Raw genomic sequence first — 26,513 nt, forward strand, 5'->3', positions numbered from 1 at the left:
CGATGCCGTTAGTCGAAGTCACCCTGGTCCAGGGCCGGGCACCACACCAGTTACGCACGCTAATCAGCGAGTTGACCGACGCCGTCGAGACGGCGCTGGGCGTCTCACGTTCCGCCATCCGGGTGGTCCTGCGTGAAGTTCCCGATACCCATTGGGCCGCCGGTGACGTGACCATCGCCGAGCGCAACAAGAGTTCATGATCATGACCGAGCTCATACCTCACGTCATCGATGGTGAAGAGACCGAGTCGGCCAGTCAGGCGTGCTTCGACACCGTCGATCCGTGGACCCGCCAGCCGTGGGCCAGGGTGGCGCTCGGCGGCGCTGAGGAGGCCGCCCGGGCCGTAACCGCGGCGCGCCGGGCCTTCGACGAAGGCCCCTGGCCACGAATGGGTTTGGCTGAGCGGGGCGCGATTCTGCACCGGCTGGCCGATCTAATCATCGAGCATCGCGACGAGCTGGCCCTCGCGGACACCACCGATATGGGAAAGCCGATCACCGACACACGAGGCAACGACGTGCCGCGGTCTGCGCAGAACTTCCGTTTCTTCGCAGACCATGCGCGGCTCTCAGCCGGTGAAGCACTGCCGATGGACACCGGTCACCATGCCTACACCAGATTCGAGCCGGCGGGTGTCGTCGCCGCGATCGCACCGTGGAACTTCCCGCTGATGCTTGAGACGTGGAAGGTCGCGCCGGCCCTCGCGTGGGGAAACACGGTCGTCCTCAAACCTGCCGAGGACACTCCCGCGTCGGCGACCATCCTGGCGAGACTTGCCCTGCAGGCCGGGATGCCCGATGGCGTCCTGAATGTCGTGCACGGATATGGTCCCGATTCTGTGGGATCCGCGCTCACCGGCGATCCCCGCGTTGACAGGATCACCTTCACCGGCGAAACCGGTACCGGCAGAACCATCGCGGCGGCGGCGGCGGCCCACCTGACCCCGGTAAGCCTGGAACTGGGCGGAAAGGGTGCCAACCTGGTCTTCGCCGACGCCGACCTCGACAGCGCGGTGAGCTGGTCGATCCGGGCCATCTTCTCCAATGCCGGGCAGGTGTGCCTCGCCGGTAGCCGCCTGTACGTCCAGCGGCAGGTCTACGACGAGTTCTTGGCACGTTTTGTGAGAGCCTCCGAATCGCTGATTGCTGGAGATCCGAAAGCCGTTGACACCCAGGTTGGACCGCTGGCCTCGCAAGAACACTGGAAGAAGGTCCGCTCCTACGTCGAGGGGATCCCCGCCGAAGGGGGCACCATGCGCACGGGTGGTCAGGGCGAGGGGTGGCTCATCCACCCGACGGTCGTAACCGACCTGCCTGCAACCGCGCGCCTCTGCCGTGAAGAGATCTTCGGCCCCGTCGCGGTCGTCGCGCCGTTCGACACCGAGGCAGACGGCATTGCTGCAGCCAACGACACACCCTACGGGCTAAACGCGATGTTGTTCACCGAGAACCTCTCGCGTGCCCACCGCGTGGCAGCCGCGCTGAACGCGGGCACCGTGTGGGTGAATTGCTTTTTCATTCGTGACCTGCGGGCGCCGTTCGGCGGGGTGGGTGATTCCGGAATCGGCCGTGAGGGTGGCACATTCAGCCGCGAATTCTTCACCGAGCCGAAGGCGGTGGTGATGGCGATCAGTGACGGTGGCACCGCCTAGGACGTCGCTGATGTAGTGACCTGCAGCGGTGCCGGAATTGGCGGTCCGTGCTCGCGACTTATGACACGGGGGGCTTGAAGTTGAACGGTGCAAATCAGCCGATCTCGGGCACCCGCCGCACGATCCGAAACACCCCGTCATGGCCCCACCGTGCTCGGCCGGCAGACGGATACTGCCCGCAGACAACCGATCGCCGACCAGCAGCAGCACTTCATCAAATCGACCCAGCTGGTATCCGTCTAAGTGCCTTGCATGTGATCCTCGTCGCCCATCCGCGCCAAACCTGCTCCCGCCCAACGAAACTCAGTCACTAGAACGGAACCGTCCTAGGTCACCTCAGCGCAAACCGCGGTGCTTCTGCTCCAGTTCCGCCCACCGGCGGCCGGTCTCCTCACCGCCAGCGACCATGTCGGGCGGAGCATCGGTGTAAGGCGGCCGACTGGGCCCGCAGTCGATCAAGCCCGCTCCGCGGAACCGGCCACGCCCGACCGGAATGCTGTAATCCATGAAGCGCGACATGTCACCGCCGAACTGCGGGGCCAACGCCCAGTTCACCTGCTCGGAAATGCGATCCGCCTGTGCCCAGTCCTCGGACAGCACGGCGCGCGACAGCGCAGCCAACGGGGACGGTGCACAGGCCACGTTCCCCGACCAGCAAGCCGTGGCCCTAGCGGGAAAGCGCTTGGCAACGCGGACCCAGTCGCTGTCGAGGGGCAGCACGGCAACCTTGTCGCCGAAGGCCTCGATGTCGCCCTCCAGTGTCGGTCCGCCTGCGTGCTTGGTCGCCACGACCTCGGGCGCATCGGCAAGTTGCCGGTAGGCCTCGACGCTAATCTTTCCTTTGAACGCGGCGGGGTTGTCATAGATGACGACCGGTACCCCGGGCAACGCCTCGGTGATATCGCGATAGAAGCGCACGATGCCGGCGTCGTCGAGCGGCAGCCACATCGGACGACCTACGAACAGTCCGTCGGCGCCCACATCGATCGCTTCGCGACCTCGTGCGATGGTGTCGCGGGTGTTCAACGTCGTCACGCCGGCGAAGAAGGGCACCCGACCCCGGATCGTCTCGGCGACGCAGGACGAGAACTGAAGCCATTCTTGATGAGTCAGCGATGCGCACTCGCCGAAGGTTCCGGTGGACATCACGAGCTCGATCCCGGCCTCGACGACCTGCTCGACCATTTTCTCGGTCTCAGCGACATTGACGCTGTTCAGGCAGCGCCAGTCATCGGCGTCGCTGGTCGCAGGCGTCGGAACGATGCCCACGATCCCTCTGATGTCTGCACGGGTGATCGTCATGGTCATACCCTCTTATTCGCCGGGGATGCCAGATCGCCTGGCACCGCGGGATACGGCTGGGTACCGAACGAGTGACGCGGCTCCTCGCGGTACATTCCGAGCACCTCGAGCATGGGAGCGTCGGTTGCGGAGAAGAGCACGGCGTCGACCTCGGAGGACCGGTTCATGTGGGCGTGCCACATCCAGTTGGGCACTACAAACGAGTCGCCGGCAGACCATTGAATTTCCTCGTCACCGACAACTGTGGTGCCTTCGCCTTCGACGACGTAGTAGACCGCACTGGAAGTGTGGCGGTGGCGTTCGGTGCACAGACCCGGACGGAGCAGCTGTGCGAAGCAGTCGATAGTGGGCAGTGTCGGGCCCCCGCTGATCGGGTGGGCGTAGTGCAGGATGACGCCGTCGAACGGGCTTCCGCTACTGTGGCGATGCGTGTCCAAGGCGGCCCGAACCTCGCTCCACGCGTAACGGAACGGAATCCGTTCACCCTGTCGAGCTTCCCACGCGGGGCGTATGTGGGAGGCGCGACTGCTGGTGAAGGCAGCAGCGTCTTCGTGCAACGGCTGCGTGCGCCCACCGAACGGTTCGAAGAACATCTGCCGCAGGTAACCCATGAGCGGTACGTCGAGGATGTCGACCCAGACGCCGCGTTTGTCGCTTTCGTTGTGGTGATCGTGCCAGGAATAGGCCGGCGTGATGATCAGGTCACCGTCCTCCATCGCAAGTTTCTCTCCGTCGACCGCGGTGAACAGGTCGGGGCTACCGTCCACGACGAAGCGCAAGGCGTTGATGGAATGCCGGTGCGCCGGGGCGATCTCGCCAGGCAGGGTGATCTGCATACCCATCGCCAAGGTCTGCGTCGTGCCGTTGACGTCAGGAGCCGGGTTGATGAAAGTGAAGTTCCTGCGGGCAGTTTCGCCGGACACCGCCGTGCACATCTCGGTCAGGGCGCGATCCGCGAGTTCCCATGACCACCGGAACGGCACACCCGCCGGGACGGGACCGTCGGTGAGCTGGACCAGCTGCGCATCGTACTGCCACTGGCCACGGAGGTGCAGTTCGTCAAGCTTCCTGTCGAACTGTGCCAGATCTGAAGCGGGCTCCTGTGTAGTCGTCATAATCCCTTGTCCTCGTGAAGAAACCGTGGCTGTTAGAGACAGGTCGCGATCGACCGCGCCGCTGGTCAACCGAAGGGTCCCGGCGGCCTCGAGCGTCGATGCCTCGGGTCGGCGGGACCACTCCCGGTGATGATGACGCAGCGCTGACGCTAGCACCGGCCGCAGCCGTCCACAAGACACTTAGTATGGTTTGTGTCTAAACAGTACTTCTCGTACTACGCCTTTTATGCAGGCGGTAGCTTCTGGCAGGCCGTCGACCGGGGGATCGTGATCCGTTTCAAAAAGAAACGCCTAATGCTGTGGATCCCACCTCTTCCTCTGCAGGGCGGGAATACACTCTGCGAAGCGGGAAGACGAGGAGGACCCTGATGGCGGCGAACGGCGACATGCTTGCGCGTATCTTCGATGCGACCACTACGACGTTGGCACGCAGTGGCGCCAAAGCGCTTTCGATGACCGACGTCAGCGCTGAAGCGGGGATCCCCCGCGGAACGCTGTATCACTATTTCGGTAGGAAGCAGGACCTACTGTATGCGGTCGGCGTACGAGTCGTGAAGCTGTTCGAAGGGGCGGTAGTCAACGCCGTCGAAGAGCGGCCCGAACTCGACGTTCGTGTCCGGGCGGTCGTAGAGGCAATGATCGACGTCGGCCGGGCGCATCCGGAAATCATGCAGGTGATTGCCCTTGAACCGGGCTTCGGAGTGGACTTCTTGCAGCAGATCTTCCCGGAATTCGTCGGCGTGCTGGAAGAGCTACTGGCGCCGGCGCTGAGCTTGACCCTTGGCGTGCGGTCCATGGGTATGACCAGTGGTCAACTCTGTGAACTCATCCTTCGAATCGTAATGTCGGCGTACGTCTTTCCGACTCGCGATGTGGCCGACCTGCCGCGCGCGATCCTGGCAATGCCATATCTGGCCCGGTGGACTCCCGACCAGTACCTGGTTTGAAACCTGAGGCGACCCCAAGCGTCGCCACGTCACTCGCCCGCGTCGGCGCGGCGCACCGTGATGGCGCTGTCAGGACACGCCTCCGCACCTCGGCAAGCCTGCGCCTCGAGTTCAGTCGGCACGCTCTCAGGTGCCACCGCGTATCCGGCGTCATCGATCGAGTAGACGTCGGGACCTTCGGCGGCACACAGGGTGTAGCCGCAGCACTTCGACCGGTCGACAGTGATCAGAAGGGGTAGCTGGCTGTCTGCCATGATGATCGGCTCCTCCGGTGGGCTGGGACGTGAAAACTACCCGAGGCAATTTCCAGCATTAGACATACTATACAGATGGTGTCTTAATCGCATATTGTCTCTCACGTGCGAGTGCGCGATCGCCATAGGAGCGCGGGCCAGCTGACCCGAAACAGCCTGCCACGGAATTGAATTCAGTGTCATCCGCCCCGGACCGCTACGTACGGGTCTGGGTGCTTTCCCTGTGGAGTGACCGCTGTGTGCGGCGTCGGCGCAGAAGGCAACCCAGTCAGCATGGCGGTGACCTCGTTCGTCTCGCTGTCGCTGGATCCGCCGTGGGGTGGCAGTCTGCCTGCCGAGCGCGTCCTTCTCCGGAGGATGCCTGCGTTCGGTATCGGGCACGGGCGACCGCTTCAGCGACATCGACCGGGAGCCTACGGGCGATGGGGTCGCGTTCGTGCCAGGTGCCTGGGGTGTGGGTGGAATGGAGGGTGTTCGATGAGGTTGCGGGCGGCGACCAACACCATCGCCGCGTTGAAGATTCATCGGCTGCACCTCAAGCCCGGCATTGCCCCACAGGTGTTACGCGGCAGCGAATTTCGTCGGCTCGAGGTGGCCGTGAGCACCAAGGTCGCGTCGGGCCCACTCGGACGGTCCGATCAGATCACCGGTGCGCGTCGGCTCCCGTGCGAAGGAACTTCAGCCAAGACCTTGACCACACGGTGACGATGAACACATAATACAAGTAATGTTCAAATAGGACTTTTCATTCAAGTAGGCCGACGCGAGAACAAGCAGGCTGGCGAAGCCCTAACCATGGTCAATTGGAGGACCCCACATGACAGCCCTCGAGGCCGAGACCACCACCGTGCTGGACGCCGTTCGGGCGCTCGTTCCCGAGATCGCCCAGCGCGCGGATGAGATCGAGGCGGCCAAGCTGATCCCAGCCGATTTAATCCAACGGCTCACGGATGCAGGGGCTTTCAGGATGTTTGTGCCTCGCCAGTACGGCGGCGAAGAGATGACCCTCCTCGAGGCCATGGCTGTCATCGAAGAGGTCGCGAAGGCCGACGCCTCGGCCGGGTGGACCGTGATGATTGGTGCTGACTTCGCGCCGGTATTCGGCCGTTTTCCCCAGAACGTCCTCGACGGAGAAATTTATCCAGAAGGACCCGACACCATGGCCCGCGGGGCGTTCGCGCCCAAGGGTGTGGCGATCCGCACCGACGGTGGCTATCTCGTCAACGGTCAGTGGCCCCTCGCCAGCGGTAGTTATGAGCACCAGTGGATGATGGGCAGCTGCATCGTGCTGCAGCAGGGCGCGCCGGTCATGACCGACGCGGGTGTGCCCGAGATGGTGCTCGCGATGGTGCCTGCAGAGCAGGCTGATTTCGTTCAGACATGGGATTCTGTTGGATTGCGCGGGACGAGCAGCAATGACTTTGTGCTCAAGGATGTATTCGTTCCCGATGAGCATGTCGGTAACTTCTTCGGACCGGCCACCGTCGACACCACGCTGTTCCGGTTGCCTATCCGCTTGGCGCTCGGCCCGACCCATGTCGCGGTGGTCGTGGGAATCGCCGAGGGTGCTCTGAGCGACCTTCGTCAGTTGGCCAAGACGAAACGACCCGCGTTCAACCCCACGATGCGACTGGCTGAAGACCCCGTATTCCAGTACCGGCTAGGGCAACTCGACGTCCGGTTGGGTTCGGTTCGTGCGCTGGCCGAGAAAGAGGTCCGGCTGATGTGGGACGCAGCGTCGGCAGGCGAACCCATCTCGCCGCTGCAGGCCACCCGCCAGCGCGCAATGGTGGCACGGGCCCACACCGAGTGTGTCGAGATCGTCAACGAGGCGTTCGGACTTGCAGGCAGCACCGCCATGTACAACAAGTCGATTTTGCAGCGACGCCTTCGCGACGTGCGGACGGCGGCGCAACACGCCGCCGCCAGTGGAGAGATCTACACGATCGTCGGGGCGCTGCTCGCGGGAGAGGACGTCCCGCCGGCCGCCTTGGCCTAGCGGTGGGACATCCGACACGATGACAACAGACGCGATGACGCCGCAGGACGTGACGCTCCACTGGGAGCTCAGCCGCCTGAACAACGCTTTCGTCTACTTTATGGACAATGGTGAATTCGATTCAATGATCCGGCTTTTCACCTCTGACGCGGTGTTTGACCGGGCCGGAATCGTCCATCACGGCCATGAGGAGATGCGTCAGGGGATGCGTGATCGGCCGAAGGTGACCACTCGTCACTTGTTGACGAACTTTTATTTGACCAAGGCCGACGACGACTCCGCGGAGGCGGTGGTCTGCGCCATGGTTTATCACGGTCCGCTCGCGAATGACGGCGAACCGGTGGTCTACGCCACTGACAACGGACGAGTCATCGAGTTTCACGACACGTACGCCAAAACCCCGGAGGGCTGGCGCATCTCGTCACGGATCGCGCGCCCGATCTTCACTCCCGAGGTATGGCCGTGACCGGCAGGACAACGGAAGCGAGTCCCATGGCTGAGAACCAGCATGATGTGTTGGCCACCGTCGAACGGTTCGTCGCCGCGCTGACGACTGGCGATGCCGCCAATCTCGACGCGCTGTTCACGGACGACGCGGTGATTTGGCACAACTACGACCAGGTCGAACAGCCGGCCAGGCAGGCGCTTGCCGCATTGGCCGGGCTGGCGGCACTTGCGCCCCGGTATGAGATTGCAGGTCGCGACTTGGTCGGCGACGCCTGCGTTCAACGCCACGCGGTCCACCTCACGCTGCCCGGAGGCCAGCAGGCCTCCATCCCCGCCATCCAGCGAATCTCCGTGGTGCACGGTCAAATTCGGCGGATCGACGAATACATGGATTCGGCCCAAATGGCGGCCGCAATGCAAGCATTACAAGCCAGCCCGCAGACCCCGGTGTGACCGGACCTATATCCCAACCACGAGAAGGACGCTCCCGATGCCCGCAATCACAGACAAGTTCACCGGTGAACCTGTCCTGAAGCTCCAGCGCCTGGGTCACGGCACCCTCGAGACCATGGATCTGGCCAGGGCGCGTCGCTTCTATGAGGAAGTGCTGGGCTTGGAGGTGATTCAGCCGAGCAGCAGGTCGATGATGATCCGGCTGGGAACCAACCACGCCTACGCCGTGGTGGAGACCGGCAAGGCGAGCACGATGACCATGCTGGCACACAACGGGCTCGACGTCGGCAGCGTGGAAGAGGTCTACGCCGCGCACGAAAAGCTGCTCGAGATCAAAGACCAGTGGGGAATCAAGCAGATCACCGAGCCCCGTCACATGCACGGCGACACGTCCTTTTACTTCACCGATCCCGATGGCAACTGGTGGGAGATCGTGGCGGTCCGCGAGAATGGCTACGCTGCAGACTTCGCCGATCGGGACCGGGATCTCACCGGTCTGCACGAGTTCGACGGCGAGACGGGAAACGTGAACTTCAGCCACACCCACGATCCCGACTTCCGCGGACGGGTCCGTCAGGTCATCGAAGCCAAAGCCGCACCCGAGAGCACCGCATAATGGGCCGGTTGGACGGTAAGGTCGCCGTCGTCACGGGCGCCGGCAAGGGAATCGGCTGCGGTATCGCTCGCCGGTTCGCCCGCGAAGGCGCCAAAGTCGTGGTCGCCGAACTGGATTCGGATGCGGGCAAGCAGGTGGTCGGGGACCTCGTTGAGCTCGGTGGCCAAGGGTTGTTCGTGCAGACCGATGTGTCCCGAAAGACCGATATCGAGGGCGCCATCGCTGCCGCCCAGGAGTCCTTCGGCGGCTTGGACATTCTGGTGAACAACGCCATCGCTCTGACGCCGGACGTCCCTTTGGAGTACAAGACGGACGAAATGCTCGAGCAGACGATGAAAGTCGGGCTCTGGAGCGTCTGGTGGGGCATGCAGACCGCGTTCCCACTGTTGAAGGACCGCGGCGGAGGCCGCATCATCAACTTCTATTCGATCGACGCGGACGACGGCCACTGGGTGCACGCTGATTACAACACCGCGAAGGGTGGCGTGCAGGCGCTGACACGGACCGCCGGGTTCCAATGGGCCCGGCACAACATCTGTGTCAACGCCATCGCTCCGATAGCCGCATCGGCCGCATTCGAAAAGATGGTGGCCGACAACCCAGAACTGGGTGCGGCGATTCCAACGATGATTCCGATGGGACGCATGGGTGATCCGGAAGAGGACATCGCCCCGGTGGTGGCTTTCCTGGCCAGCGACGAAGCCCGCTTCATCACCGGGGCCACGATCCCGGTTGACGGCGGCCTGCACGTGCCTCGGGTGAACACCAAACCACCGGATCCCTCGGTGTTCGACTCTGCGCCGGCCAGTGGGCAATAACTAAGGAATAGGAGCAAAAATGACTATAGATGAGGTGAAACACGCTCCGACCGGACCTGTTCTTTCGGACGGGACCCCGCTGTCGGAGCTGATCGACAAAGACTTCCGGGAGGTATCGCTTCGGGTTCTGACCGACCCCGAGCTTTACCAACTGGAGCTGAAACAGCTGTTTGCCAAGGCGTGGACGGTCGTGGCGCACGAGGACGAAGTCCCAAATGTCGACGACTACGTACTTCGGTATGTCGGCGAAGATCAGGTGATCGTCAGCCGGGCGGCGGATAACACCTTCACGGTGGCGCTCAACGTGTGCGCACACCGGGCTGCCAAGGTGTGCCGGTTCGAGGCCGGCAACGCCAAGACATTCCAATGTGCCTACCACGGTTGGGTTTACAAGTCCGACGGCAGCTTCGTCGGCGCACCCATCGCTCGGGAGGACATGCACGGGCTGTTGCGGCCCAAGTCTGAGCTTGGTCTGACCAAGGGTCGGGCAGAGACCTACTGCGGCATGATCTTCGTCACCTTCGACGAGAACGCCCCGACCCTGCGCGAGTACCTCGGCCCGATGACCTGGTACTGGGACCTGATGTTCGACCGCACGCCCGGTGGTATGACGGTGCTCGGCCACCCGCAGCGGTTCATCATCAAGGCGAACTGGAAGAGCGCCGCCGAGCAGTTCGCCGGAGACATCTTCCACACGCTGTCGCTGCACCGTTCGATGCAGGAACTGCAACTGCTCTCCACCGAGGGCGAGTCACAGGAGCCGGCAATGGCCGGCGTCAGCGCCAGCCACAAAGGCCATTTCGTGCGGTGCTTCGATCTGACCAACGAGCACTACGTCAATGCCCTCAAGGGCAAAAATCTTGCGGACATGTCGCCGCTGGAGCGGCTGCACCTGGTTCCCCCGCCGGGGATGTCACCGGAGATGGTAAAGGGGCTGCCAGATCGATTCGACGATGGGCAACTGAAGATCCTTGCGGGGTACACCCCGCAGGTCGGTCAGCTGTGGCCGAATACGGCTGCGCTTTGCATGCCGTTCCAATTCCCCGACGGCACCCCGTCGGCCTTCCTCAGCTGGCGGGTCTGGGTACCCAGGGGACCGGAACACTTCGAGCTGTTCCATTGGAGTTTGGTCGAACGCGACGCGCCTGAGGAGCTCCGCGACACCGTGAACCTGATGACGGCGGCCACCTTTGGTATCAGCGGTTTCGTCGAGGCCGACGACACCGACACGTGGCCCATGCAGACTTATGCCTCCAAGGGTGCGCTTGGAGCCCAGCAGAAGCTGCGTTACCAGGCGATCACCGGCGAAAACAAGCCCAGTGATTGGCCGGGTCCGGCGCAGGTCTATGCCGGGTTCCCGAAGGATGACACGCAGTGGAATTTCTGGCTGCGCTACAGCGAGTTCATGGAAGGGAGAGCGTGGTGACCACGGAAGCAACTCGAGAACGGGTGGTGCCCGCCGCACGGGCAACAATGGGGACCGTCGACTACCCGACGCCTAAGGGCAAGCGGATCAAGGTCACCGACCCGCGGCACCTTGAGATCGTCGCGTGGCTGGAAGACGAGTCGACCCTTCTCGACGAGGACGACCTGACCGGCTGGCTGGCGCTGCTCGCGCCCGACATCATCTACCGGGCACCGGTGCGGACCACCCGCGATCACCGGACCAAGGGGGTGTTCGAGGCGGAGATGTACCACTTCAACGAGAACATCATGACCCTGATGTTGAAGCTGATGCGATTGACCCAGACCGACAGCGCCTGGTCGGAGAATCCGCTGTCCCGGACGCAGCGGATCGTGCACAAGGTGCGGTCATACGAGACCGAAAAGGCAGGCGAATACGAGGTCTTCAGCTCCATCGTGCTCATCCGGTCGCGCTATGACGAGCCGGCACTGGAGTTCCTGCCGGCCCGCCGGGTCGACACCATCCGGACGGGTGACGAGTGGAAGCTCGCAGCGCGGACGGTCTATTTCGAGCAGGCCACGCTGGGGGTGCAGAACCTGGCCGTCTATTTGTAGTCCGTTACCCGTATCCGGTCCTCAGTAAAGCTGACTACCTATCGAGATGTTGGCTGAGTGTCTACCTGCATGGCCGGCACTCTGACGTCAAAGGTGTGAATTGTCTTCTGCAACAGACGAGATGCCCGGTTATTTGCCTGGCATTTGGGCAATCGATCCAGCGCGGTCCGGTCTCACCTTCTCGGTCGGCCACCTCGGGGTGCACACCGTGCGTGGGACGCTCAGCGTGTCAGGCCGGATCGTCATGGCCGAAGATCCGCTCGATTCGGCGGTTGACGCGACGATCGACCTCGGCTCGGTCAACACCGGAAGCAAGGGCCGGGACGAGGCGATCCGGTCGGCGCACCTACTCGACGTATCCAGCCGGCCCACGGCGACCTACCGGTCCCAGCGGCTGGATCTCGCCGAACCTCCCGGTGAATTCCTGCTACATGGAGATCTGGAATTGCTGGGTGTCACGCGGGAAGTACCGATGCGGATCCGGCTGCAGCGCTCCACCTCTGGTGGTTCGCACCAGCCGGTCATCACCGCGGCGGGCGAGTTCACCCGCCGCGACTTCGGGTTGATATATCAGGCCCGGCCGCGCTTCCTCGATCGCGCGATCTCGTCGAGTGTGGGCGTTAAGGTACGGCTCGAGGCGGCGTCAGCCGCCGCGACCGAAGGGATAGGACGCTGAAAATCGCAAGGATTCATCGAGGGGGCGCCGACGTCTGGGGTCTGGTGGACGTCGATGCCGGTACCGTGCAGCCGATTCGGGGTGGTATCGAGGAGTGGGGTTCGGCGGCTGCCGATGGTGCGGCGCATTTCGAGAAGGTCGGTCCTCCGTTAGCGATGACCGACGTTCGCTGGCGACCACCAATCACCCCTACGTCTACGATCATCGGGGTCGGTATGAACTACTGGTCGCACCTGGAGAAGCTGGGTGTCACCGAGCGTCCGAAGACCACCTTGGGGTTCCTCAAACCCCAAGTGGCGATCATCGGCCACGGAGACGTCCTGGCGAATCCTTCGATCACGGAGCAACTGGACTTCGAGGTCGAACTTGTTGCGGTGATGGCGAAGTCGATGAGTCACCTCGGCGAGCAGCCAACCAGCGCGGTGCTCGGCTACACAGTCGGCAACGATGTCAGTGCCCGTGACGCGGCCACGCCTCTGAGTGGTGGGCTGGACCTGTTTTCCATCAAGGCACTCGGAGGGGCGACGCCGGTGGGGCCGTGGATCACCACCAGGGACGAGTTCGGCGGGTCAGGCCAGATTGATGTCGCCATATCGTTACGCGTCAATGGTGAACTGCGCCAGCATGACCGCACCGGCAAGATGATCTTCAGCATCGACGAATGCCTTGAGTACATCATCGAAAGGATGCCGCTCACCGCCGGTGATATCGTGTTTACTGGCACGACCGACGGGGTGGGGTTCGAGGACGGCCGATTCCTTGGTGAGGGCGACGTGGTTGAGGCGGAAGTCGAAGGAGTCGGCGTACTGCGCAACGTCGTTGGCGCCAGATTAGGTTGAGATCTCAGCCCACGGCTCGTCGCTGTGAACGGAAGCGCGACTTTCTGGGTTTGAGTCCACCTGACTCACCGAGCACGACGAGAATGTCGCGGAACCTCCGATAGTCGCGCGAAGGCATGAAGTAGTGCGAAAACGCCATCCGCACGATTAAGTCCGCAATCTCATTCAGTTCGGCCGATCCATTGAGTACGGCAGGGCTGTCGACCAGTGCAGGCTCCAACGCATCGCTCAGAACACCGGAGAGCTGAGGCGCAACCCGCTTGATATAGTCCACAACGAATCCCGGTTCAAGTTCTCCGATCTGCATTGTGGCAGGGTTCTCCAACCAAAATCGCAGCATGACGTCAATGACGATCAGCAAGCGGTCAGCTGGCCGCGGGTTCGCCTCGATCGCGGCGTCGAGGACCGCCTGCAGTCGCGTGACGAAATGGTCGCCCAACGACCGAAGGAGTTCGTCCTTATTCTTGAAATACCGGTATAGCGTCCCGGTAGATACGCCGGCTTCGTGCGCGATATCGCTCATTGCTAGCTTCTTGGGGCCTTGCCGAGCAATCGCCTTCAGGGCACCGTCGAAGATACGGGCCTCGGTACCTGCCCTGGACGCCAAGGAAAAAGCCTTTCAGGAATGAAGCAGCTGCCGCTGCCGACCAACATTTAAACGATTATATCGCAGCTCGATTATTTGAAGCGGGTGTCACGGGCCAGGCCGTGAGCACCTCGCGCAGCCAGCGCAGCTCGATCAGGCCGAAGGCCGGCCGGCGGCGCTAGCCGTTGGACTGCGGACCAGCACCTGCACCCGCCACACGACGTCGCCGGCATAAGCGTTGCTGCCGGTGGAATGGGTCCAGTCTCGTTCCAGATAACGGTGTAGTGACGGAACAAGCGCGCGATAGCAAGGTTATCTTGCGCGCCAATGGTTTCACACACCGTTCAGGGTCGGCTCGGCGGCCCGCGCGGTCCCCGTCGAGGTGACTGAGGAGGAGCCCGAACCGGCAACTGATCCAGCGGAGTTCGAACCTCATCGCGGCGTTGCAGTGCTAAGCGCAGCTCAAAGCCCACCAGCTCGGGCAGGCCACCAAGCGGGGCTGGTGGGCCGCAATCCGCGGCCTCTCGCGGACGACCGGGGAACCGGCACAGTGCTCGCCCCGGCGGCGTCCCCGGTAGTTACAGCCTCTATGGCTCGCCGCTTGTCCTCGGCCCCGCGCATGCAGTCAATTACGGTCGAGTCCAACGCGCCTTGGCCAAAACCTGTTGTACACACCGAGATTCACCGCGGAGCACCCAGTTCCTGGCCGCCGTATGATGGCGGGACATATGCGCCCGTACCGCAAAGCCGCAGTCGGTGGCCAGCCGCGCAAAGCACCGCTATGTGCACGATATGTGATCGGCGCACCCAGCGGTTCTCGTGGTAGAGGGCGACGAACACCATGTCGCAGTCGGCGTCACCGAGGATGTCCATACGTTCGATCTGGTAGTCCGCGTACCTCGATAGCACCGCTTGGGTTGCCGGTACGGTGCGGGGAAACCGCGATTTCGCCAACGCGCCACTGGAATTGGGCCGGTGCGGCACATCTACCTGGGCGTCCAGCACCGCACAATCCCCACCGCGCGGATTGGGAGGCAGTTCCAGAATCGGGTCGGCGAAATCCGAGCGTCTCCCCAATCCGTCGCCCCCTCACGCAGACAACCGGTCGGTGACGGCCTGCTCGAAAACCCCAGTCTGGCGCAGAACCGCCAGACTGATCTAGGACCACTCCACCCCCTGATGGATGCTTGACAAAGTTTTGTTATGAAAATAAAGTTCTGCTACCAGACTCTACGAATCGGGGAGGGTTCTCGTGGTCCCAAGCTCACTGCAGAGGCTGCCGATCGGCGGCATGAAGACGGTGCCGTCGGCCCCAAACATTTCAGCTTCTCGGCTTTGGTAGACCGCCATGTTCTGAGCGTGGCGGTGGGAATCAGGTTGGTAGGCGGTTTGCGGGTGGGGATGAGTCGGCTGCCGAACAGTCACCTTGGGGGCCCTGCGGTCATCTTCAAGCACCGGCTGCCTACGACAAGTACGGCAAGTTGAACCTTGTGGATGTCATTGGAATGCGAGGGGACGGACGAGATCCGCTGTGGCCGCCCATCGGTACAGGTATCACCATGGCGTGTGATGTGAACGGAGGCCGGTGTTGATCTCGCCGAATACCTTCGCCAAACCGGTTCGCTCCGTGGGAGACTTTTTTGCCCTGGCGCTTGACACATTGTTGCAGATACCGCGGCGCCCGTTTGCTGGGCGCGAATTCCTTTTGCAAAGCTGGTTCGTTGCCAGGGTATCAATAGCGCCGACGATGATGTTGTCAATTCCTTTCACCGTGCTCACGGTGTTCACAATAAATATTCTGTTGATCGAGTTCGGTGCTGGAGACTTTTCTGGCAGCGGCGCGGCACTGGCCACGGTCACGCAGATTGGCCCGCTTGTCACGGTGCTGGTGGTTGCCGGTGCCGGCGCAACAGCGATGTGCGCCGACCTGGGTGCACGCACTATTCGTGAGGAACTCGACGCGCTGCGCGTGCTCGGCATTAACCCGATCGGATCGTTGGTAGTGCCCCGCGTGCTCGCGGCCACCTTCGTCTCGTTGCTGTTATCCGGCGTGGTAATCGTAACCGGCCTCGTTGGTGGGTTCGAGTTCTCCGTCTTTGTCCAGCACGTTACGCCCGGGTCCTTCGCCGCAGGATTGACGTTGCTCACCGGCGCGCGGGAGTTGGTCATCGCGCTAGTCAAGGCTGGGCTGTTCGGTCTGACCGCCAGTCTCATCGCGTGCTACAAGGGCATCTCGGTGGGCAGGGGGGCGGCCGCCGTCGGTAATGCGGTGAACGAAACGGTGGTCTTTTCCTTTATGTCGTTATTCTTCATCGACGTCGTCGTGACCGCGGTGGGCGTGAAGGCGACATCATGAGTAGCCGCACGATTGCCAGCCAGCTATTTCCGCGATTGAGCTACACACTGGATGGCTGGGTTGCGGGCTGGCGGCGCATCGGCGCGCAAGCGCGTTTTTACGCGAGAACTCTGGGCGCGATCCGGGACGCCTTGTCCTCCTATAAGCACGAGACTTTGCGCATGATCGCCGAGATGGGCTTAGGCGCCGGCGCGCTGGCGGTCATTGGCGGCACCGTGGGAATCGTTGGCTTTCTGACACTATCGGGGGGCTCCCTCGTCACGATTCAGGGCTACAGCTCATTGAGCGGTATTGGTGTGGAGGCGTTGACTGGTTTCGTTTCCGCCTACGTTAACGGCCGTATCGTCACGCCGCTAACCGCGGTAATCGGCCTGTCCGCCACCATCGGGGCCGGCACCACCGCGCAACTGGGTGCAATGCGGATTAACGAGGAAATCGACGCCCTCGAGGTGATGGGCATCCGCTCGATTGCTTATTTGGTTTCCACCCGGGTAATTGCGGGCGTGGTAGTAGTGATCCCGTTGTATTGCATAGGGCTCTGGATGTCCTTCTATGCTGCCCGGTTCGCCACAACCTCCGTGTACGGGCAACCGACGGGCGTCTACGACCACTATTTTTCGACATTTCTACAGCCCACCGACATCATCTGGTCGCTTCTGCAGGCAGTCCTGATGGGCCTCGTGGTGATGCTGGTGCATACCTACTACGGCTATACCGCTTCCGGTGGGCCCGCCGGGGTGGGCGAAGCCGTGGGTAGAGCGGTGCGTAGCTCAATGGTCTCCGCGGTATTAGTAATTTTATTCTCCTCGCTTGCCATTTACGGCAAGACCGGCAATTTCCACTTCTCGGGTGGATAGCCCTGATTATGCCCAACATCGTTAAGGGATAGCGCAATGAAACCTTCGTCTTCAGCAGACGATGCTCACCTGGGGCGCTGGGCGACCATCTCTTGCGGAGTCATCGTTGCGCTGATCACCTTAGCGACCGCATTGTTCAATGGGACATTCCGTTCCTTCGTTCCGCTGACATTGACCTCTGATCGCTCCGGCCTTGTCATGGAGCCCGGCGGCAAGGTGATGCTACGTGGCGTACAAGTAGGCCGCGTCGCCTCGGTAACCGGCGGGACCGAACCAGTCAGTCTGCAGTTAGAGATCGACCCCGATCAGGTCAGAAATATTCCGGCAAATATCGAAGCCCAGATCAAAGCCTCAACGTTGTTTGGCTCCAAGTACGTCGATCTGGTCTACCCCGAGAATCCCAGCACCAAGCACATAGCCGCAGGCGCGCTCCTGCGATCCCGCAATGTCAGCACCGAGGTCAACACCGTTTTCCAGAACCTCGCCTTAGTGCTCAAACAAATCGACCCCGCCAAGCTCAACGCGACTCTGACCGCGTGGGCAATCGGTCTGCGCGGTGAGGGCCAGACCATCGGGCAGGCCATCACCGACGCCAATCAGGTGCTGCTGGCGCTGAATCCGCGCATGGGCACTGTGCAGCAAGACCTCCGATCGCTGAGCGGTTTCAGCGACGCCTACAGCGCCGCCGGACAAGACATCCTGAGGACGCTCGCGGCCGTGAGTACCACGAGCGCGACCGTCACAAGCCATACATCGGCACTCGACGCCTTGCTGCTGAATGCGATTGGTCTGTCGCAGTCCGGTACCGATCTAATCGCGCCCAACCAGAGCAACTTCGTCCGTGGAATCAACCTGCTTGAACCAACGACAAACCTACTGATGAAATACAACCCCGAGTACACCTGCATGCTTCTCGGCGCCACCTGGTATGTAGACAACGGTGGCCGGGACGCGCTGGGTGGTTCCAATGGTTACTCGATGATTGTGGATGCCGCCTTGCTGCTCGGCGACGACCCATACAAGTACCCGCAAAACCTGCCAATTGTGGCCGCAAAAGGCGGACCCGGCGGCAAGCCGAGTTGCGGGTCACTGCCCGACCCCAGCAAAAACTATCCGGTCCGTCAACTAATTACAGACACTGGTTGGGGTACCGGACTCGACATCCGGCCGAACCCCGGCATCGGCCATCCCTGCTATGCGGACTACCTGCCGGTGACGCGCGCCGTGCCGCAGCCGCCCAGCATTCGCGAGTGCATCCCGGGTCCGGCACCGGGGCCGATCCCGTACTCCGGCGCTCCACCGTACGGTGCAGCGCAATACGGACCGGACGGGACACCGCTCAACCCACCGCCACCCGGGCCGCAACACAGTCCGTCCGACACGTCGGGAACACATCCATGAGAGACAACCTGGGAAGCGCCGTCTGGCGGCTCGCCATCTTCGCAACGGTCTGTCTGCTAAGCCTCTTTGCGCTCTTCGCGGTGTTCGCGCAGCTGCGATTCCAGAAGGACAAGACCTATCATGCCGAGTTCACCAACGTGGCCGGCTTGAAAAGCGGCGACTTCGTGCGCATCGCCGGCGTCGAGGTCGGCAAGGTCAAAAACATTTCAATCGAGCAAAACGCGTTCGCAGTGGTCGAGTTCTCCGCCGACGAGTCGGTCGTGCTGACCCAGGGCACCAAAGCGGTGATCCGTTGGAGCAATCTAGTCGGCGACCGGTTCCTGGCTCTCGAGGAGGGTGCCGGCGACGTCAAACCACTCAAACCGGGGCAGACTATCCCGCTGGCGAGGACCGCCCCGGCGCTGGATCTCGACGCGCTGATTGGGGGCTTCCACCCGTTGTTCGAGGCGCTAGACCCCGCACAAGTCAATGCGCTTACCGGCCAGTTGATCTCGACTTTCCAGGGTCAGGGCGCGACTGTCAGCTCATTTCTGGCGCAGACTGCCACGCTGACGAGCACCCTTGCCGACCGCGACGAGCTGATCGGGCACGTGATCGCCAATCTCAACACCGTGCTGGCCTCCCTCGGCGATCAGCACGACCAGTTCGCTAAGGCGGTCGATTCGTTGCAAGAGCTCATGAAGGGGCTCGCGGCCCGCAAATCAGACATCAGTAACGGCGTGGCCCACATCAACGCAGCATCTGGTTCGATCGCCGACCTGCTTCGACAGGCTCGCCCGGCCCTGCAGAACACCATCCATCAGGCTGACCGAGTCAGCGGGATCGTCCTCGCTGATCACGATTATTTCGACGACCTCCTCAACACACTCCCCGACGCCTATCAGGCGTTGGACAGGCAGGGGCTCTATGGCGACTACTTCTCCTTCTATCTGTGCGATCTGCTGCTCAAGGTCAACGGGAAAGGCGGCCAACCCGTCTACATCAAGCTGGCTGGCCAGTCTTCGGGAAGGTGCACGCCGAAATGAAATCCTTCGCCGAACGTAACTCCTTCGTCGTTGGTATCGTCGGCTGCGCCGTGACGGCTGCGGCGGTGCTGGCGGCAACCGAGTACGACAAGCTGCCGTTCTTCTCCGGCGGCGGCCAGTATGCGGCCTACCTTGCCGAGGCCGGCGGCCTCAAGACAGGGGCCGCCGTACAAGTCTTCGGTGCCCGGGTGGGTCAGGTGTCGCGCATCGACCTTGACGGACCCCGGGTGCTGGTGAAATTCACCGTTGCGAAAAACATCCGGCTTGGAGACCGCACCGAGGCAGCGGTCAAGACCAAAAGCGTCCTGGGCACCAAGGTCTTTGAGGTCACCCCCCGCGGGGACGGCCGGCTGTCTGAACCGATTCCCCTCAATCGGACAACGCCGGCCTATCAATTACCTGACGCGCTTGGTGATTTGGCAGACACGATCAGCGGCTTGAACACCAATCAGTTATCCGGTTCGATGGCAACGCTGGCGCAGACATTCTCCGACACCCCGCCGGATCTCAAGGCAGCAGTTCAGGGCGTCGCCCGGCTCTCACAAACCCTCGACATGCGGGACGGGCAGCTGCGCAACTTACTGGCCAACACCAACAAAGTCACGGGCGTGCTGGCCGACCGCGCCGCCCAGATAGCCAGTTTGATCGCCAACACCAACGCCTTGCTGATCGAGCTAAAGAACCAGAGCAGCGCACTGGATTCGATCTCCTACAACGTCTCAGCACTGTCAAAGCAGCTGTCTGAGTTCATCGCGGAGAACCACGCCCAGTTGCGCCCGGCGCTGGACAAGCTCAACGGCGTGCTGACGATTGTCGACAATCGCAAAGATCGGGTGCAGAAGTCGATTCGAATGCTTAACGCCTACGTGATGTCGTTGGGTGAGGCGGTCGCCTCGGGCCCATTCTTCAAAGGCTATGTGGTCAACCTGCTTCCGGGACAGTTCGTGCAACCATTCATCGACGCCGCATTCTCCGATCTTGGTCTGGACCCCAGCGTCTTGCTGCCTTCGCAGCGCACCGAGCCGCCGCTGGGCCAGCCGGGGACGCCTCCTCTGCCGGTTCCGTATCCGCGCACCGGCCAGGGCGGGGATCCCAAACTGACGCTGCCCGATGCGATCACGGGCAAACCTGGCGACCCTCGCTACCCCTACCGGCCGCCGTTGCCCCAGCCTCCCCCTGGGGGGCCGCCGCCCGGCCCGCCGGCTGGTTATGAGCCCGCGCCCGATCGTCCTTCTGCGCCGGTCCCGCGACCGTCCAGCGGAGGGCCAACAGGCGGACCATCGCCCGTGCCCGTCGGGCCGCCCGGGGAGGCAGGACGGTGAGGGCACCGCGCAAGGCTAAGACGGGCCTGGCCGTCGTCCTGAGTCTGTTGCTCATCGGCGGCCTTATGACCGTTCAGCGCGCGTCTGATCAGATCGACCGGACGAACATCATCGGGTACTTCGCTAACAGCAACGGTGTGTTTGCCGGCGACGAGGTGCTGATCCTGGGTGTACCGGTAGGGAAAATAGCGAAAATCGAACCGCAACCCCAACGGGTGAAGATAACTTTCTGGTACGACCGCAAATACAAGGTGCCCGCGAACGTCAAGGCCGTGATCGTGTCCCCGGCGCTGGTTACTTCGCGGGCTATTCAGCTCACGCCTGCCTACGCGGCGGGGCCGGCCCTGCGCAACAACGCGGTGATTCCGGAGGAACGCACCGCCGTCCCCGTTGAATGGGACGACTTGCGCACACAGCTCGACAAGCTCACGCAGACGCTGCAGCCGACTCAACCAGGCGGCGTCGCTCCGCTGGGATCGTTAATCAATACAGCCGCGGACAACCTGCGCGGCCAGGGCACCGACATCCGCGACACGGTGATCAAATTATCGCAAGCCTTCTCGGTACTCGGGGACCACAGCAGCGACATTTTCGGCACCGTAAAGAGCTTGGCGACAATCGTCTCGGCCCTTCAAAGCAGTTCGGATTCGATGAGCCAGCTGAATCGGAACCTGGCATTTGTGACCGGATTGCTTGCTAATGATCCCGATGAAGTAGCCGCGGCGATCAGGGACCTCGATACCGCCGCCGGCGACGTCCAGCGTTTCGTGGCAGAAAACCGCGCGGCCATCGGCGTTACGTCAGACAAACTGGCATCTCTTTCCGGGACGGTCACCGACAGCCTCGACGACATCAAGCAGACCCTGCACGTCCTGCCGACAGCACTGGCGAACTACACCAACATTTGGCAGCCCACGCAAGGGGCGATAACCGGTGCGCTGGCGGTCAACAACTTCGCCGATCCAATCTCCTTTCTGTGCGGAGCCGTACAGGCGGCGTCGCGGCTGAATAGTCAGCAGGCCGCGAAGCTATGCGTGCAGTACTTGGCCCCGATCGTGAAGAACCGTCAGTACAATTTTCCCCCGCTGGGGGAGAACCTGTTCGTCGGCGAAAGCGCTCGTCCGAACGAGGTTACGTACAGCGAGGACCGCTTGCGTCCGGACTACGTGCCGCCAAGTCCGGATGCCCCGGAAACCACGGCGGCTCCGGCCGGGCAACCAGCGCCGGCCCACACCGCCCCGCCCTCGCCCGCCGAGGTGGTGGCAACCACCAACCCCGCCCAGGGGCTTTCCGGCATGATGGTCCCCCCAGAAGGGGGATCATGAGACGGTCCCGCTGGGTGGGCGTCACCGCAGGCCTGCTGGTGGCGCTCGCCGGCAGCCTATTATCGGGCTGCGGCTGGCGAGGCCTGAACTCCATCCTATTACCCGGCACTGCAGGCGGCGGCCCTGGCTCCTACGAGGTGAAGGCGCAAATGCCGGACGTCGTCAATGTCCAGCCGAACTCCCGCGTCCAGGTAGGCGACGTGACGGTCGGCACTGTCACTAACGTTGAACGTGAGGGCTGGCATGCACTGCTCACCATGCGGCTCGACGGCAACGTCAAACTCCCCGCCAACGCCACCGCCAAGATCGGTCAGACCAGCCTCCTCGGCTCGCTGGAGGTCGAACTCGCAGCGCCCACCAATGTCCCGGCCGAAGGCAGGCTGCGAAACGGGTCCCTAATTCCGCTCTCGGCCGCGGGCGAATACCCGACGACCGAGCAGACGCTGGCTGCATTGTCGCTAGTCCTCAACGGTGGGGGCCTGGGCCAGGTTCAAGACATCACCAAGACGTTAAGCACGGCGTTTGCGGGACGTGAGAAGGATCTGAAGAACCTGATCCAACAACTGGACCAGTTCATCGGTCATCTCAACGAGCAAACCGACGACATCATCAAAGCCACCGACAGCGTAAATAACCTCGCGGGACAGTTCGCCGAACAGAAACCCGTCGTTGACCGATTGCTAAGCACCCTTCCCGACGCGCTGGCGGTGCTCAAAGACGAGCGGGCAAAACTGGCCGACGCGGCCGACCAGCTGGGCAAGTTCAGCGCGCTGGCCGCCGACTCCGTCAATCAGACCAAAGATGCGCTCGTCCAGGAGTTGAAGGACCTCGGCCCGGTACTCGAATCGCTGGCTAACGCGGGTCCCTCCCTCACCCGCTCGCTGAGCTTTTTTACGGTGTTTCCATGGGTTAAAGAGCCGCTCACCAACTGGCTCCGGGGTGACTATGCCAACCTCACACTCATTGTTGACCTGACGCTGAGCCGGATTGATTCGGCGCTATTTACCGGCACCCGATTTGAGGGGAACTTGACCGAACTGGAATTGCAGTGGGGTCGCACCATTGGACAGCAGCCCAGTCCGTACACCAAGGGCAACCCACTCATCATTCCCTATCACCTGGATCAAGGACCGTAACATGCGTTTGGGCCTTCAAATCTGGATAAAGCTGAGCATTTTTGCTGCGGTGTCGGGCATCGCCGCCGCGGTGACAGTCTTCGGCTACATCAAGGTCGAGAACTTGATACCCGGTCTTGGGCAGTACAAGGTGACCGTCCAACTCTCACAAGCTGGGGGTCTATATAAGAGGGCGAACGTCACCTACCGCGGCACCTACGTCGGCCGGGTCAAGGACGTACGGATAACCCCCACCGGCGTCGACGCCGTGCTCCTCCTCAAATCAGGGCTCGACATCCCCTCCGATCTCGACGCGCAAGTCCACAGCCAATCGTCCGTCGGCGAACAATACGTTTCACTGCTGCCGCGCAACGGCAATTCCCGGCCACTGCGTGACGGTGACGTGATACCGGAGAACCACACGTCGGTGCCCCCGGACATCAACACACTGCTCAATGCGACCAACCGAGCCTTGGAGGCGATCCCGCGCGACAACCTGAAAACGGTGATCGACGAGAGCTACACCGCCGTCGGTGGACTCGGCCCGGAACTTTCCCGCATCGTCAAAGGATCCACCGCCCTGGCCACGGACGCGAGGAAAAACGTGGACTCTCTCACCGCCTTGATCGACCAATCACAGCCGGTGCTCGACTCACAGGCCGGCACCTCGCCCTCGATCCTGGCATGGTCAAAGCATCTCGCCACCATCACCGACCAGCTGCAAGGCCATGACGCAGCCGTCGCCGGTGTACTCGAAAAGGGCGGCCCGGCCGCCAACGAAGTACGTCAACTTTTCGACCGGCTGCGGCCCACCCTACCGATCATGCTCGCCAACTTGGTCAGCATCGGTCAGGTGGCCGTCACCTACCGGAACGACATCGAGCAGTTGTTAGTACTGCTGCCCCAGGCGACCGCGGTTCAGGCCGGCGGCGACGTACCCAATATGGGCACCAAACAGGCTTACCGGGGCTATTATCTCGACTTCAATCTGAACCTGAACCTGCCCCCACTATGTACCACCGGCTTCCTGCCGGCTCAGCAGCACCGAGTGCCCGAAGTAGATTACCCGGATCGCCCGGCAGGTGACCTGTATTGCCGGGCCCCCCAGGACTCGCCCTTGGCCGTGCGCGGCGTGCGCAATGTGCCCTGCGAGACGGTTCCGGGTAAACGCGCACCCACGGTCAAGATGTGTGAAAGCAACGAACATTATGTGCCGCTTAACGACGGCTTCAACTGGAAAGGTGACCCGAACGCCACCCTATCGGGCCAAGGCATCCCGCAGCTGCCACCCGGCTCACCGCCAGCGGTTGCGGGCCCGCCCGCCTCGGCGCCGCCGCCGATCGCCGCCGCCCAGTACGACCCGGCCACCGGCACCTACATCGGGCCCGACGGGCATCAATACACGCAATCCGATCTAGCCCAAACCGCGCCCAAGGATAAGACATGGCAAACAATGCTGATGCCGCCGGGCAGCTGACGAATATGACGCGCAGAACCACGACGACGGACGGAGCACGGTATGCGTGAGGCGGTTGACTTCCACGCGTCCCCGGGCGGCGACGTCGTCGACGCGGATGGGGACACCATCGAGTCTGATATAGACCCCACGGAGAACGCATCTACACCACGCTCCGCAGAATCGGTGTTCCACCTGCGGCCGACAATTCGCGTCTGTCTGACTATCGTCGTTGCCTTGTCTGTGTTGGTTGGATGGTTGGGATTTCGCAGCTACCAGACGCATCAGGCGCAGATCCAGCGAAACCAATTTCTGCAAGTGGCCAGGCAGGGCGCGCTGAACCTAACTACGATCGACTGGCGGCATGCTGACACCGATGTACAGCGCATCCTGGATGGGGCGACAGGACAGTTACACGACGATTTCGCCAAACGGTCGAAGCCGTTTATCGAGGTCGTCAAGCAAGCCAAAGCCATCACGGTCGGTACCATCAGCTCGGCAGGGCTGGAGTCGGAGACGGCCGACACCGCCCAGGTGCTGGTGGCCATGACTGTGCAAACGTCAGACGCCGCTGCGTCTGATCAGGCGCCACGAGCATGGCGAATGCGGATCTTCGTGCAGAAGACCGACGGTCAGGTCAAAGTCTCCAACGTCGAGTTCGTGCCATGAAGTTTCCGAAGTTGCTCCGCCGCGCGGACGATCACACCAATGTCGCCTCATCGGAGGAAGCGCCTGCCACGCCGGGCCCGACGGCGATCGCCGGGGACAAGCCGGACACCGATGTTGCGACTACCGAGGTCGACGAGTCAGGCGACCGTCAAAGTTCGACACCTGCGAAGCATCACATCCGCTGGGCGCGGGCGATCGTGTACGCACTACTGCCCGGCCTCGCGCTGTCGCTGGCCGTGGCCGCAGGCTTCCTGAAGTGGCAGGGCGGCTCCGCGCGCACCGCTCAGTTGGCCGCCACGGAATCCGTGCGTACCGCCACCGAAAGCACCATCGCTCTGCTGTCGTATCGGGCCGACAGCGTGGAAAAGGACCTCGAGGCCGCCCGGAGCAGACTCACCGGCAAGTTCCTTAACGCCTACACGTCACTGACCCACGACGTAGTCATCCCGGGAGCCAAGCAGAAGCACATCTCTGCGTCGGCCACGGTGCCGGCCGCAGCGCCGATAGAGGCGACCGGCAGCCATGCCGTCGTTTTGCTGTTCGTAAACCAGACCGTCACCATCGGCCAAGATTCGCCGACCAACAGCGCCTCCAGCGTCCGAGTCACGCTCGACAAAGTCGACGGTCGGTGGCTGATCGCTGAGTTCGATCCCATCTGAGCCCACGGTGATGCTGCACCAATCGTTTTCCTGCGGATCCGCCACCAATATGAGAATCTCATTAGTCGCGCTGGGCTCCCGAGCGAGGCTCCGTCAGGCCGCGGCGCGAGTCGCGAGCCAGTGGGTGCAGGAGTCGCTGCGCCAGATCGGCTTCGCTATGTAGTGGGCCCAGGGGGCGAGGCACTCTACATCGACCGTCATGATTTTCCGAGCGGACGAATTTGGGAGCGAGGGGCGTCGGAGTCAGCGCAAACTACCGATAGTCTGACTCGGCCTCGGAGATAAGCGCCCGGGTCATTTACCCCCCTCGGGCCAAACTCGTTGATACGCAGTGTGTTAGGCCCCGGCTGACACCGACACGACGCGTAATGTCCTAAAGCGCTGTCACAGCGACACTTTCGTGTCACCCAACGTGTCATCTTAACAATTGGAATCCTTCGGCGGGCACGATTTAGCGAAATCGTTGTCCCGGCGGCCGTTGCGATACGAAACCAAGCCAGGTCGCGCATTGAAATTCAACACAACCCTCTGGTTTTAGGATCCGCCACGAAGATGAGAACAATATGTCCGCCATTTCCATGAGAATTCTAGAGACCTGCATGTCAG

The 26,513-nt window shown here is 62.3% G+C and carries 27 protein-coding genes; 22 read left to right on the top strand and 5 right to left on the bottom strand.

Annotated elements, in window-relative coordinates:
* Positions 1–2: 2 nt before the first annotated feature.
* Complete coding sequence (locus U8D42_RS28430; protein WP_009953929.1) at positions 3–200, top strand: tautomerase family protein; 198 nt, start codon at positions 3–5, stop codon at positions 198–200.
* On the top strand, positions 197–1,651 hold the full coding sequence (locus U8D42_RS28435) for an aldehyde dehydrogenase (protein WP_009953930.1): 1,455 nt from the start codon (positions 197–199) through the stop codon (positions 1,649–1,651). The genes U8D42_RS28430 and U8D42_RS28435 overlap by 4 nt, the downstream gene beginning before the upstream one ends.
* A gap of 336 nt (positions 1,652–1,987) precedes the next feature.
* Here U8D42_RS28435 and U8D42_RS28440 read toward each other — a convergent pair whose 3' ends face one another.
* Positions 1,988–2,959: a dihydrodipicolinate synthase family protein gene (locus tag U8D42_RS28440; RefSeq protein ID WP_009953931.1), complete on the bottom strand. Its 972-nt coding sequence runs from the start codon at positions 2,957–2,959 to the stop codon at positions 1,988–1,990.
* A complete protein-coding gene (locus U8D42_RS28445; protein WP_225323275.1) occupies positions 2,956–4,137 on the bottom strand; it encodes a cupin domain-containing protein in 1,182 nt (393 codons plus the stop codon). The genes U8D42_RS28440 and U8D42_RS28445 overlap by 4 nt, the downstream gene beginning before the upstream one ends.
* Positions 4,138–4,436: 299 nt before the next feature.
* Here U8D42_RS28445 and U8D42_RS28450 point away from each other — a divergent pair, with 299 nt between their 5' ends.
* Positions 4,437–5,015, top strand: a complete 579-nt coding sequence (locus tag U8D42_RS28450) for a TetR/AcrR family transcriptional regulator (protein ID WP_009953934.1) — start codon at positions 4,437–4,439, stop codon at positions 5,013–5,015.
* 29 nt (positions 5,016–5,044) lie between these two features.
* Here U8D42_RS28450 and U8D42_RS28455 read toward each other — a convergent pair whose 3' ends face one another.
* Positions 5,045–5,269 (bottom strand): ferredoxin, encoded by a 225-nt coding sequence (locus U8D42_RS28455; RefSeq protein ID WP_009953936.1) that lies wholly within the window; start codon positions 5,267–5,269, stop codon positions 5,045–5,047.
* Between the two features lie 817 nt (positions 5,270–6,086).
* On the opposite strand from U8D42_RS28455, the gene U8D42_RS28460 reads away from it, so the two are divergent.
* The 9 genes from U8D42_RS28460 to U8D42_RS28500 all read left to right on the top strand — a co-directional run bounded on the left by U8D42_RS28460 (position 6,087) and on the right by U8D42_RS28500 (position 13,136).
* A complete protein-coding gene (locus tag U8D42_RS28460; protein WP_009953938.1) occupies positions 6,087–7,268 on the top strand; it encodes an acyl-CoA dehydrogenase family protein in 1,182 nt (393 codons plus the stop codon).
* A 34-nt stretch (positions 7,269–7,302) separates the two neighbouring features.
* Entirely contained in the window at positions 7,303–7,734 is a 432-nt protein-coding gene (locus tag U8D42_RS28465; protein WP_009953939.1) for a nuclear transport factor 2 family protein, read from the top strand.
* 47 nt (positions 7,735–7,781) lie between these two features.
* On the top strand, positions 7,782–8,168 hold the full coding sequence (locus tag U8D42_RS28470; RefSeq protein ID WP_236600350.1) for a nuclear transport factor 2 family protein: 387 nt from the start codon (positions 7,782–7,784) through the stop codon (positions 8,166–8,168).
* Between the two features lie 37 nt (positions 8,169–8,205).
* On the top strand, positions 8,206–8,784 hold the full coding sequence (locus U8D42_RS28475; RefSeq protein ID WP_009953942.1) for a VOC family protein: 579 nt from the start codon (positions 8,206–8,208) through the stop codon (positions 8,782–8,784).
* On the top strand, positions 8,784–9,602 hold the full coding sequence (locus tag U8D42_RS28480) for an SDR family NAD(P)-dependent oxidoreductase (protein ID WP_009953943.1): 819 nt from the start codon (positions 8,784–8,786) through the stop codon (positions 9,600–9,602). Before U8D42_RS28475 ends, U8D42_RS28480 begins: the two co-directional genes overlap by 1 nt.
* A 19-nt stretch (positions 9,603–9,621) precedes the next feature.
* Positions 9,622–11,028, top strand: a complete 1,407-nt coding sequence (locus tag U8D42_RS28485; protein ID WP_225323276.1) for an aromatic ring-hydroxylating oxygenase subunit alpha — start codon at positions 9,622–9,624, stop codon at positions 11,026–11,028.
* Complete coding sequence (locus U8D42_RS28490; RefSeq protein WP_225323277.1) at positions 11,025–11,621, top strand: aromatic-ring-hydroxylating dioxygenase subunit beta; 597 nt, start codon at positions 11,025–11,027, stop codon at positions 11,619–11,621. Before U8D42_RS28485 ends, U8D42_RS28490 begins: the two co-directional genes overlap by 4 nt.
* A 121-nt stretch (positions 11,622–11,742) precedes the next feature.
* The gene (locus tag U8D42_RS28495; RefSeq protein WP_009953947.1) at positions 11,743–12,297 is read left to right on the top strand and encodes a YceI family protein; all 555 of its coding nucleotides are present in this window, start codon (positions 11,743–11,745) and stop codon (positions 12,295–12,297) included.
* A 44-nt stretch (positions 12,298–12,341) separates the two neighbouring features.
* Positions 12,342–13,136 carry a fumarylacetoacetate hydrolase family protein gene (locus U8D42_RS28500; protein WP_014379563.1) on the top strand — a complete coding sequence of 265 codons (795 nt, stop codon included), beginning with the start codon at positions 12,342–12,344 and terminating at the stop codon, positions 13,134–13,136.
* A 4-nt stretch (positions 13,137–13,140) separates the two neighbouring features.
* On the opposite strand, the gene U8D42_RS28505 is transcribed toward U8D42_RS28500, so the two are convergent.
* Together U8D42_RS28505 and U8D42_RS28510 are read right to left on the bottom strand one after the other, a co-directional pair.
* Positions 13,141–13,743: a TetR/AcrR family transcriptional regulator gene (locus U8D42_RS28505; protein ID WP_225323278.1), complete on the bottom strand. Its 603-nt coding sequence runs from the start codon at positions 13,741–13,743 to the stop codon at positions 13,141–13,143.
* A 660-nt stretch (positions 13,744–14,403) separates the two neighbouring features.
* Positions 14,404–14,727, bottom strand: coding sequence for an integrase (locus U8D42_RS28510; RefSeq protein WP_014379564.1), 324 nt, complete (start codon positions 14,725–14,727; stop codon positions 14,404–14,406).
* 580 nt (positions 14,728–15,307) lie between these two features.
* On the opposite strand from U8D42_RS28510, the gene U8D42_RS28515 reads away from it, so the two are divergent.
* Genes U8D42_RS28515 through U8D42_RS28560 form a run of 10 tightly spaced genes read left to right on the top strand, consistent with a single transcriptional unit; the run spans position 15,308 to position 25,907 of the window.
* The gene (locus U8D42_RS28515; RefSeq protein WP_009953951.1) at positions 15,308–16,078 is read left to right on the top strand and encodes an MlaE family ABC transporter permease; all 771 of its coding nucleotides are present in this window, start codon (positions 15,308–15,310) and stop codon (positions 16,076–16,078) included.
* A complete protein-coding gene (locus U8D42_RS28520; protein ID WP_009953952.1) occupies positions 16,075–16,935 on the top strand; it encodes an ABC transporter permease in 861 nt (286 codons plus the stop codon). The genes U8D42_RS28515 and U8D42_RS28520 overlap by 4 nt, the downstream gene beginning before the upstream one ends.
* Before the next feature lie 36 nt (positions 16,936–16,971).
* On the top strand, positions 16,972–18,336 hold the full coding sequence (locus U8D42_RS28525) for an MCE family protein (RefSeq protein ID WP_080552511.1): 1,365 nt from the start codon (positions 16,972–16,974) through the stop codon (positions 18,334–18,336).
* Positions 18,333–19,361, top strand: a complete 1,029-nt coding sequence (locus tag U8D42_RS28530; RefSeq protein ID WP_009953955.1) for a virulence factor Mce family protein — start codon at positions 18,333–18,335, stop codon at positions 19,359–19,361. Before U8D42_RS28525 ends, U8D42_RS28530 begins: the two co-directional genes overlap by 4 nt.
* Positions 19,358–20,683, top strand: a complete 1,326-nt coding sequence (locus U8D42_RS28535) for an MCE family protein (RefSeq protein ID WP_014379567.1) — start codon at positions 19,358–19,360, stop codon at positions 20,681–20,683. The genes U8D42_RS28530 and U8D42_RS28535 overlap by 4 nt, the downstream gene beginning before the upstream one ends.
* Complete coding sequence (locus U8D42_RS28540; protein ID WP_225323279.1) at positions 20,680–22,008, top strand: MCE family protein; 1,329 nt, start codon at positions 20,680–20,682, stop codon at positions 22,006–22,008. Before U8D42_RS28535 ends, U8D42_RS28540 begins: the two co-directional genes overlap by 4 nt.
* Positions 22,005–23,144, top strand: coding sequence for an MCE family protein (locus tag U8D42_RS28545; protein ID WP_009953958.1), 1,140 nt, complete (start codon positions 22,005–22,007; stop codon positions 23,142–23,144). Before U8D42_RS28540 ends, U8D42_RS28545 begins: the two co-directional genes overlap by 4 nt.
* A 1-nt stretch (position 23,145) precedes the next feature.
* On the top strand, positions 23,146–24,600 hold the full coding sequence (locus tag U8D42_RS28550; protein ID WP_026071521.1) for an MCE family protein: 1,455 nt from the start codon (positions 23,146–23,148) through the stop codon (positions 24,598–24,600).
* A gap of 42 nt (positions 24,601–24,642) precedes the next feature.
* A complete protein-coding gene (locus tag U8D42_RS28555; protein ID WP_009953960.1) occupies positions 24,643–25,248 on the top strand; it encodes a hypothetical protein in 606 nt (201 codons plus the stop codon).
* Positions 25,245–25,907 carry a hypothetical protein gene (locus tag U8D42_RS28560; RefSeq protein ID WP_009953961.1) on the top strand — a complete coding sequence of 221 codons (663 nt, stop codon included), beginning with the start codon at positions 25,245–25,247 and terminating at the stop codon, positions 25,905–25,907. The genes U8D42_RS28555 and U8D42_RS28560 overlap by 4 nt, the downstream gene beginning before the upstream one ends.
* Positions 25,908–26,513: the final 606 nt, after the last annotated feature.

Origin of the sequence: Mycobacterium europaeum (genome assembly GCF_034555895.2) — a bacterium.
In the GTDB taxonomy this organism is placed as follows: Bacteria; Actinomycetota; Actinomycetes; order Mycobacteriales; family Mycobacteriaceae; genus Mycobacterium; species Mycobacterium europaeum.

Excerpts from the sequence above, each read along its gene's own strand:
- U8D42_RS28450 (WP_009953934.1), top strand. The coding sequence starts at position 4,437 with ATGGCGGCGAACGGCGACATGCTTGCGCGTATCTTCGATGCGACCACT.
- U8D42_RS28480 (WP_009953943.1), top strand. The coding sequence starts at position 8,784 with ATGGGCCGGTTGGACGGTAAGGTCGCCGTCGTCACGGGCGCCGGCAAG.
- U8D42_RS28530 (WP_009953955.1), top strand. The coding sequence starts at position 18,333 with ATGAGAGACAACCTGGGAAGCGCCGTCTGGCGGCTCGCCATCTTCGCA.
- U8D42_RS28545 (WP_009953958.1), top strand. The coding sequence starts at position 22,005 with ATGAGACGGTCCCGCTGGGTGGGCGTCACCGCAGGCCTGCTGGTGGCG.
- U8D42_RS28435 (WP_009953930.1), top strand. The coding sequence starts at position 197 with ATGATCATGACCGAGCTCATACCTCACGTCATCGATGGTGAAGAGACC.
- U8D42_RS28520 (WP_009953952.1), top strand. The coding sequence starts at position 16,075 with ATGAGTAGCCGCACGATTGCCAGCCAGCTATTTCCGCGATTGAGCTAC.
- U8D42_RS28550 (WP_026071521.1), top strand. The coding sequence starts at position 23,146 with ATGCGTTTGGGCCTTCAAATCTGGATAAAGCTGAGCATTTTTGCTGCG.
- U8D42_RS28485 (WP_225323276.1), top strand. The coding sequence starts at position 9,622 with ATGACTATAGATGAGGTGAAACACGCTCCGACCGGACCTGTTCTTTCG.
- U8D42_RS28430 (WP_009953929.1), top strand. The coding sequence starts at position 3 with ATGCCGTTAGTCGAAGTCACCCTGGTCCAGGGCCGGGCACCACACCAG.
- U8D42_RS28460 (WP_009953938.1), top strand. The coding sequence starts at position 6,087 with ATGACAGCCCTCGAGGCCGAGACCACCACCGTGCTGGACGCCGTTCGG.
- U8D42_RS28555 (WP_009953960.1), top strand. The coding sequence starts at position 24,643 with ATGCGTGAGGCGGTTGACTTCCACGCGTCCCCGGGCGGCGACGTCGTC.
- U8D42_RS28535 (WP_014379567.1), top strand. The coding sequence starts at position 19,358 with ATGAAATCCTTCGCCGAACGTAACTCCTTCGTCGTTGGTATCGTCGGC.
- U8D42_RS28525 (WP_080552511.1), top strand. The coding sequence starts at position 16,972 with ATGAAACCTTCGTCTTCAGCAGACGATGCTCACCTGGGGCGCTGGGCG.
- U8D42_RS28495 (WP_009953947.1), top strand. The coding sequence starts at position 11,743 with ATGCCCGGTTATTTGCCTGGCATTTGGGCAATCGATCCAGCGCGGTCC.
- U8D42_RS28455 (WP_009953936.1), bottom strand. The coding sequence starts at position 5,269 with ATGGCAGACAGCCAGCTACCCCTTCTGATCACTGTCGACCGGTCGAAG.
- U8D42_RS28465 (WP_009953939.1), top strand. The coding sequence starts at position 7,303 with ATGACGCCGCAGGACGTGACGCTCCACTGGGAGCTCAGCCGCCTGAAC.
- U8D42_RS28440 (WP_009953931.1), bottom strand. The coding sequence starts at position 2,959 with ATGACCATGACGATCACCCGTGCAGACATCAGAGGGATCGTGGGCATC.
- U8D42_RS28475 (WP_009953942.1), top strand. The coding sequence starts at position 8,206 with ATGCCCGCAATCACAGACAAGTTCACCGGTGAACCTGTCCTGAAGCTC.
- U8D42_RS28560 (WP_009953961.1), top strand. The coding sequence starts at position 25,245 with ATGAAGTTTCCGAAGTTGCTCCGCCGCGCGGACGATCACACCAATGTC.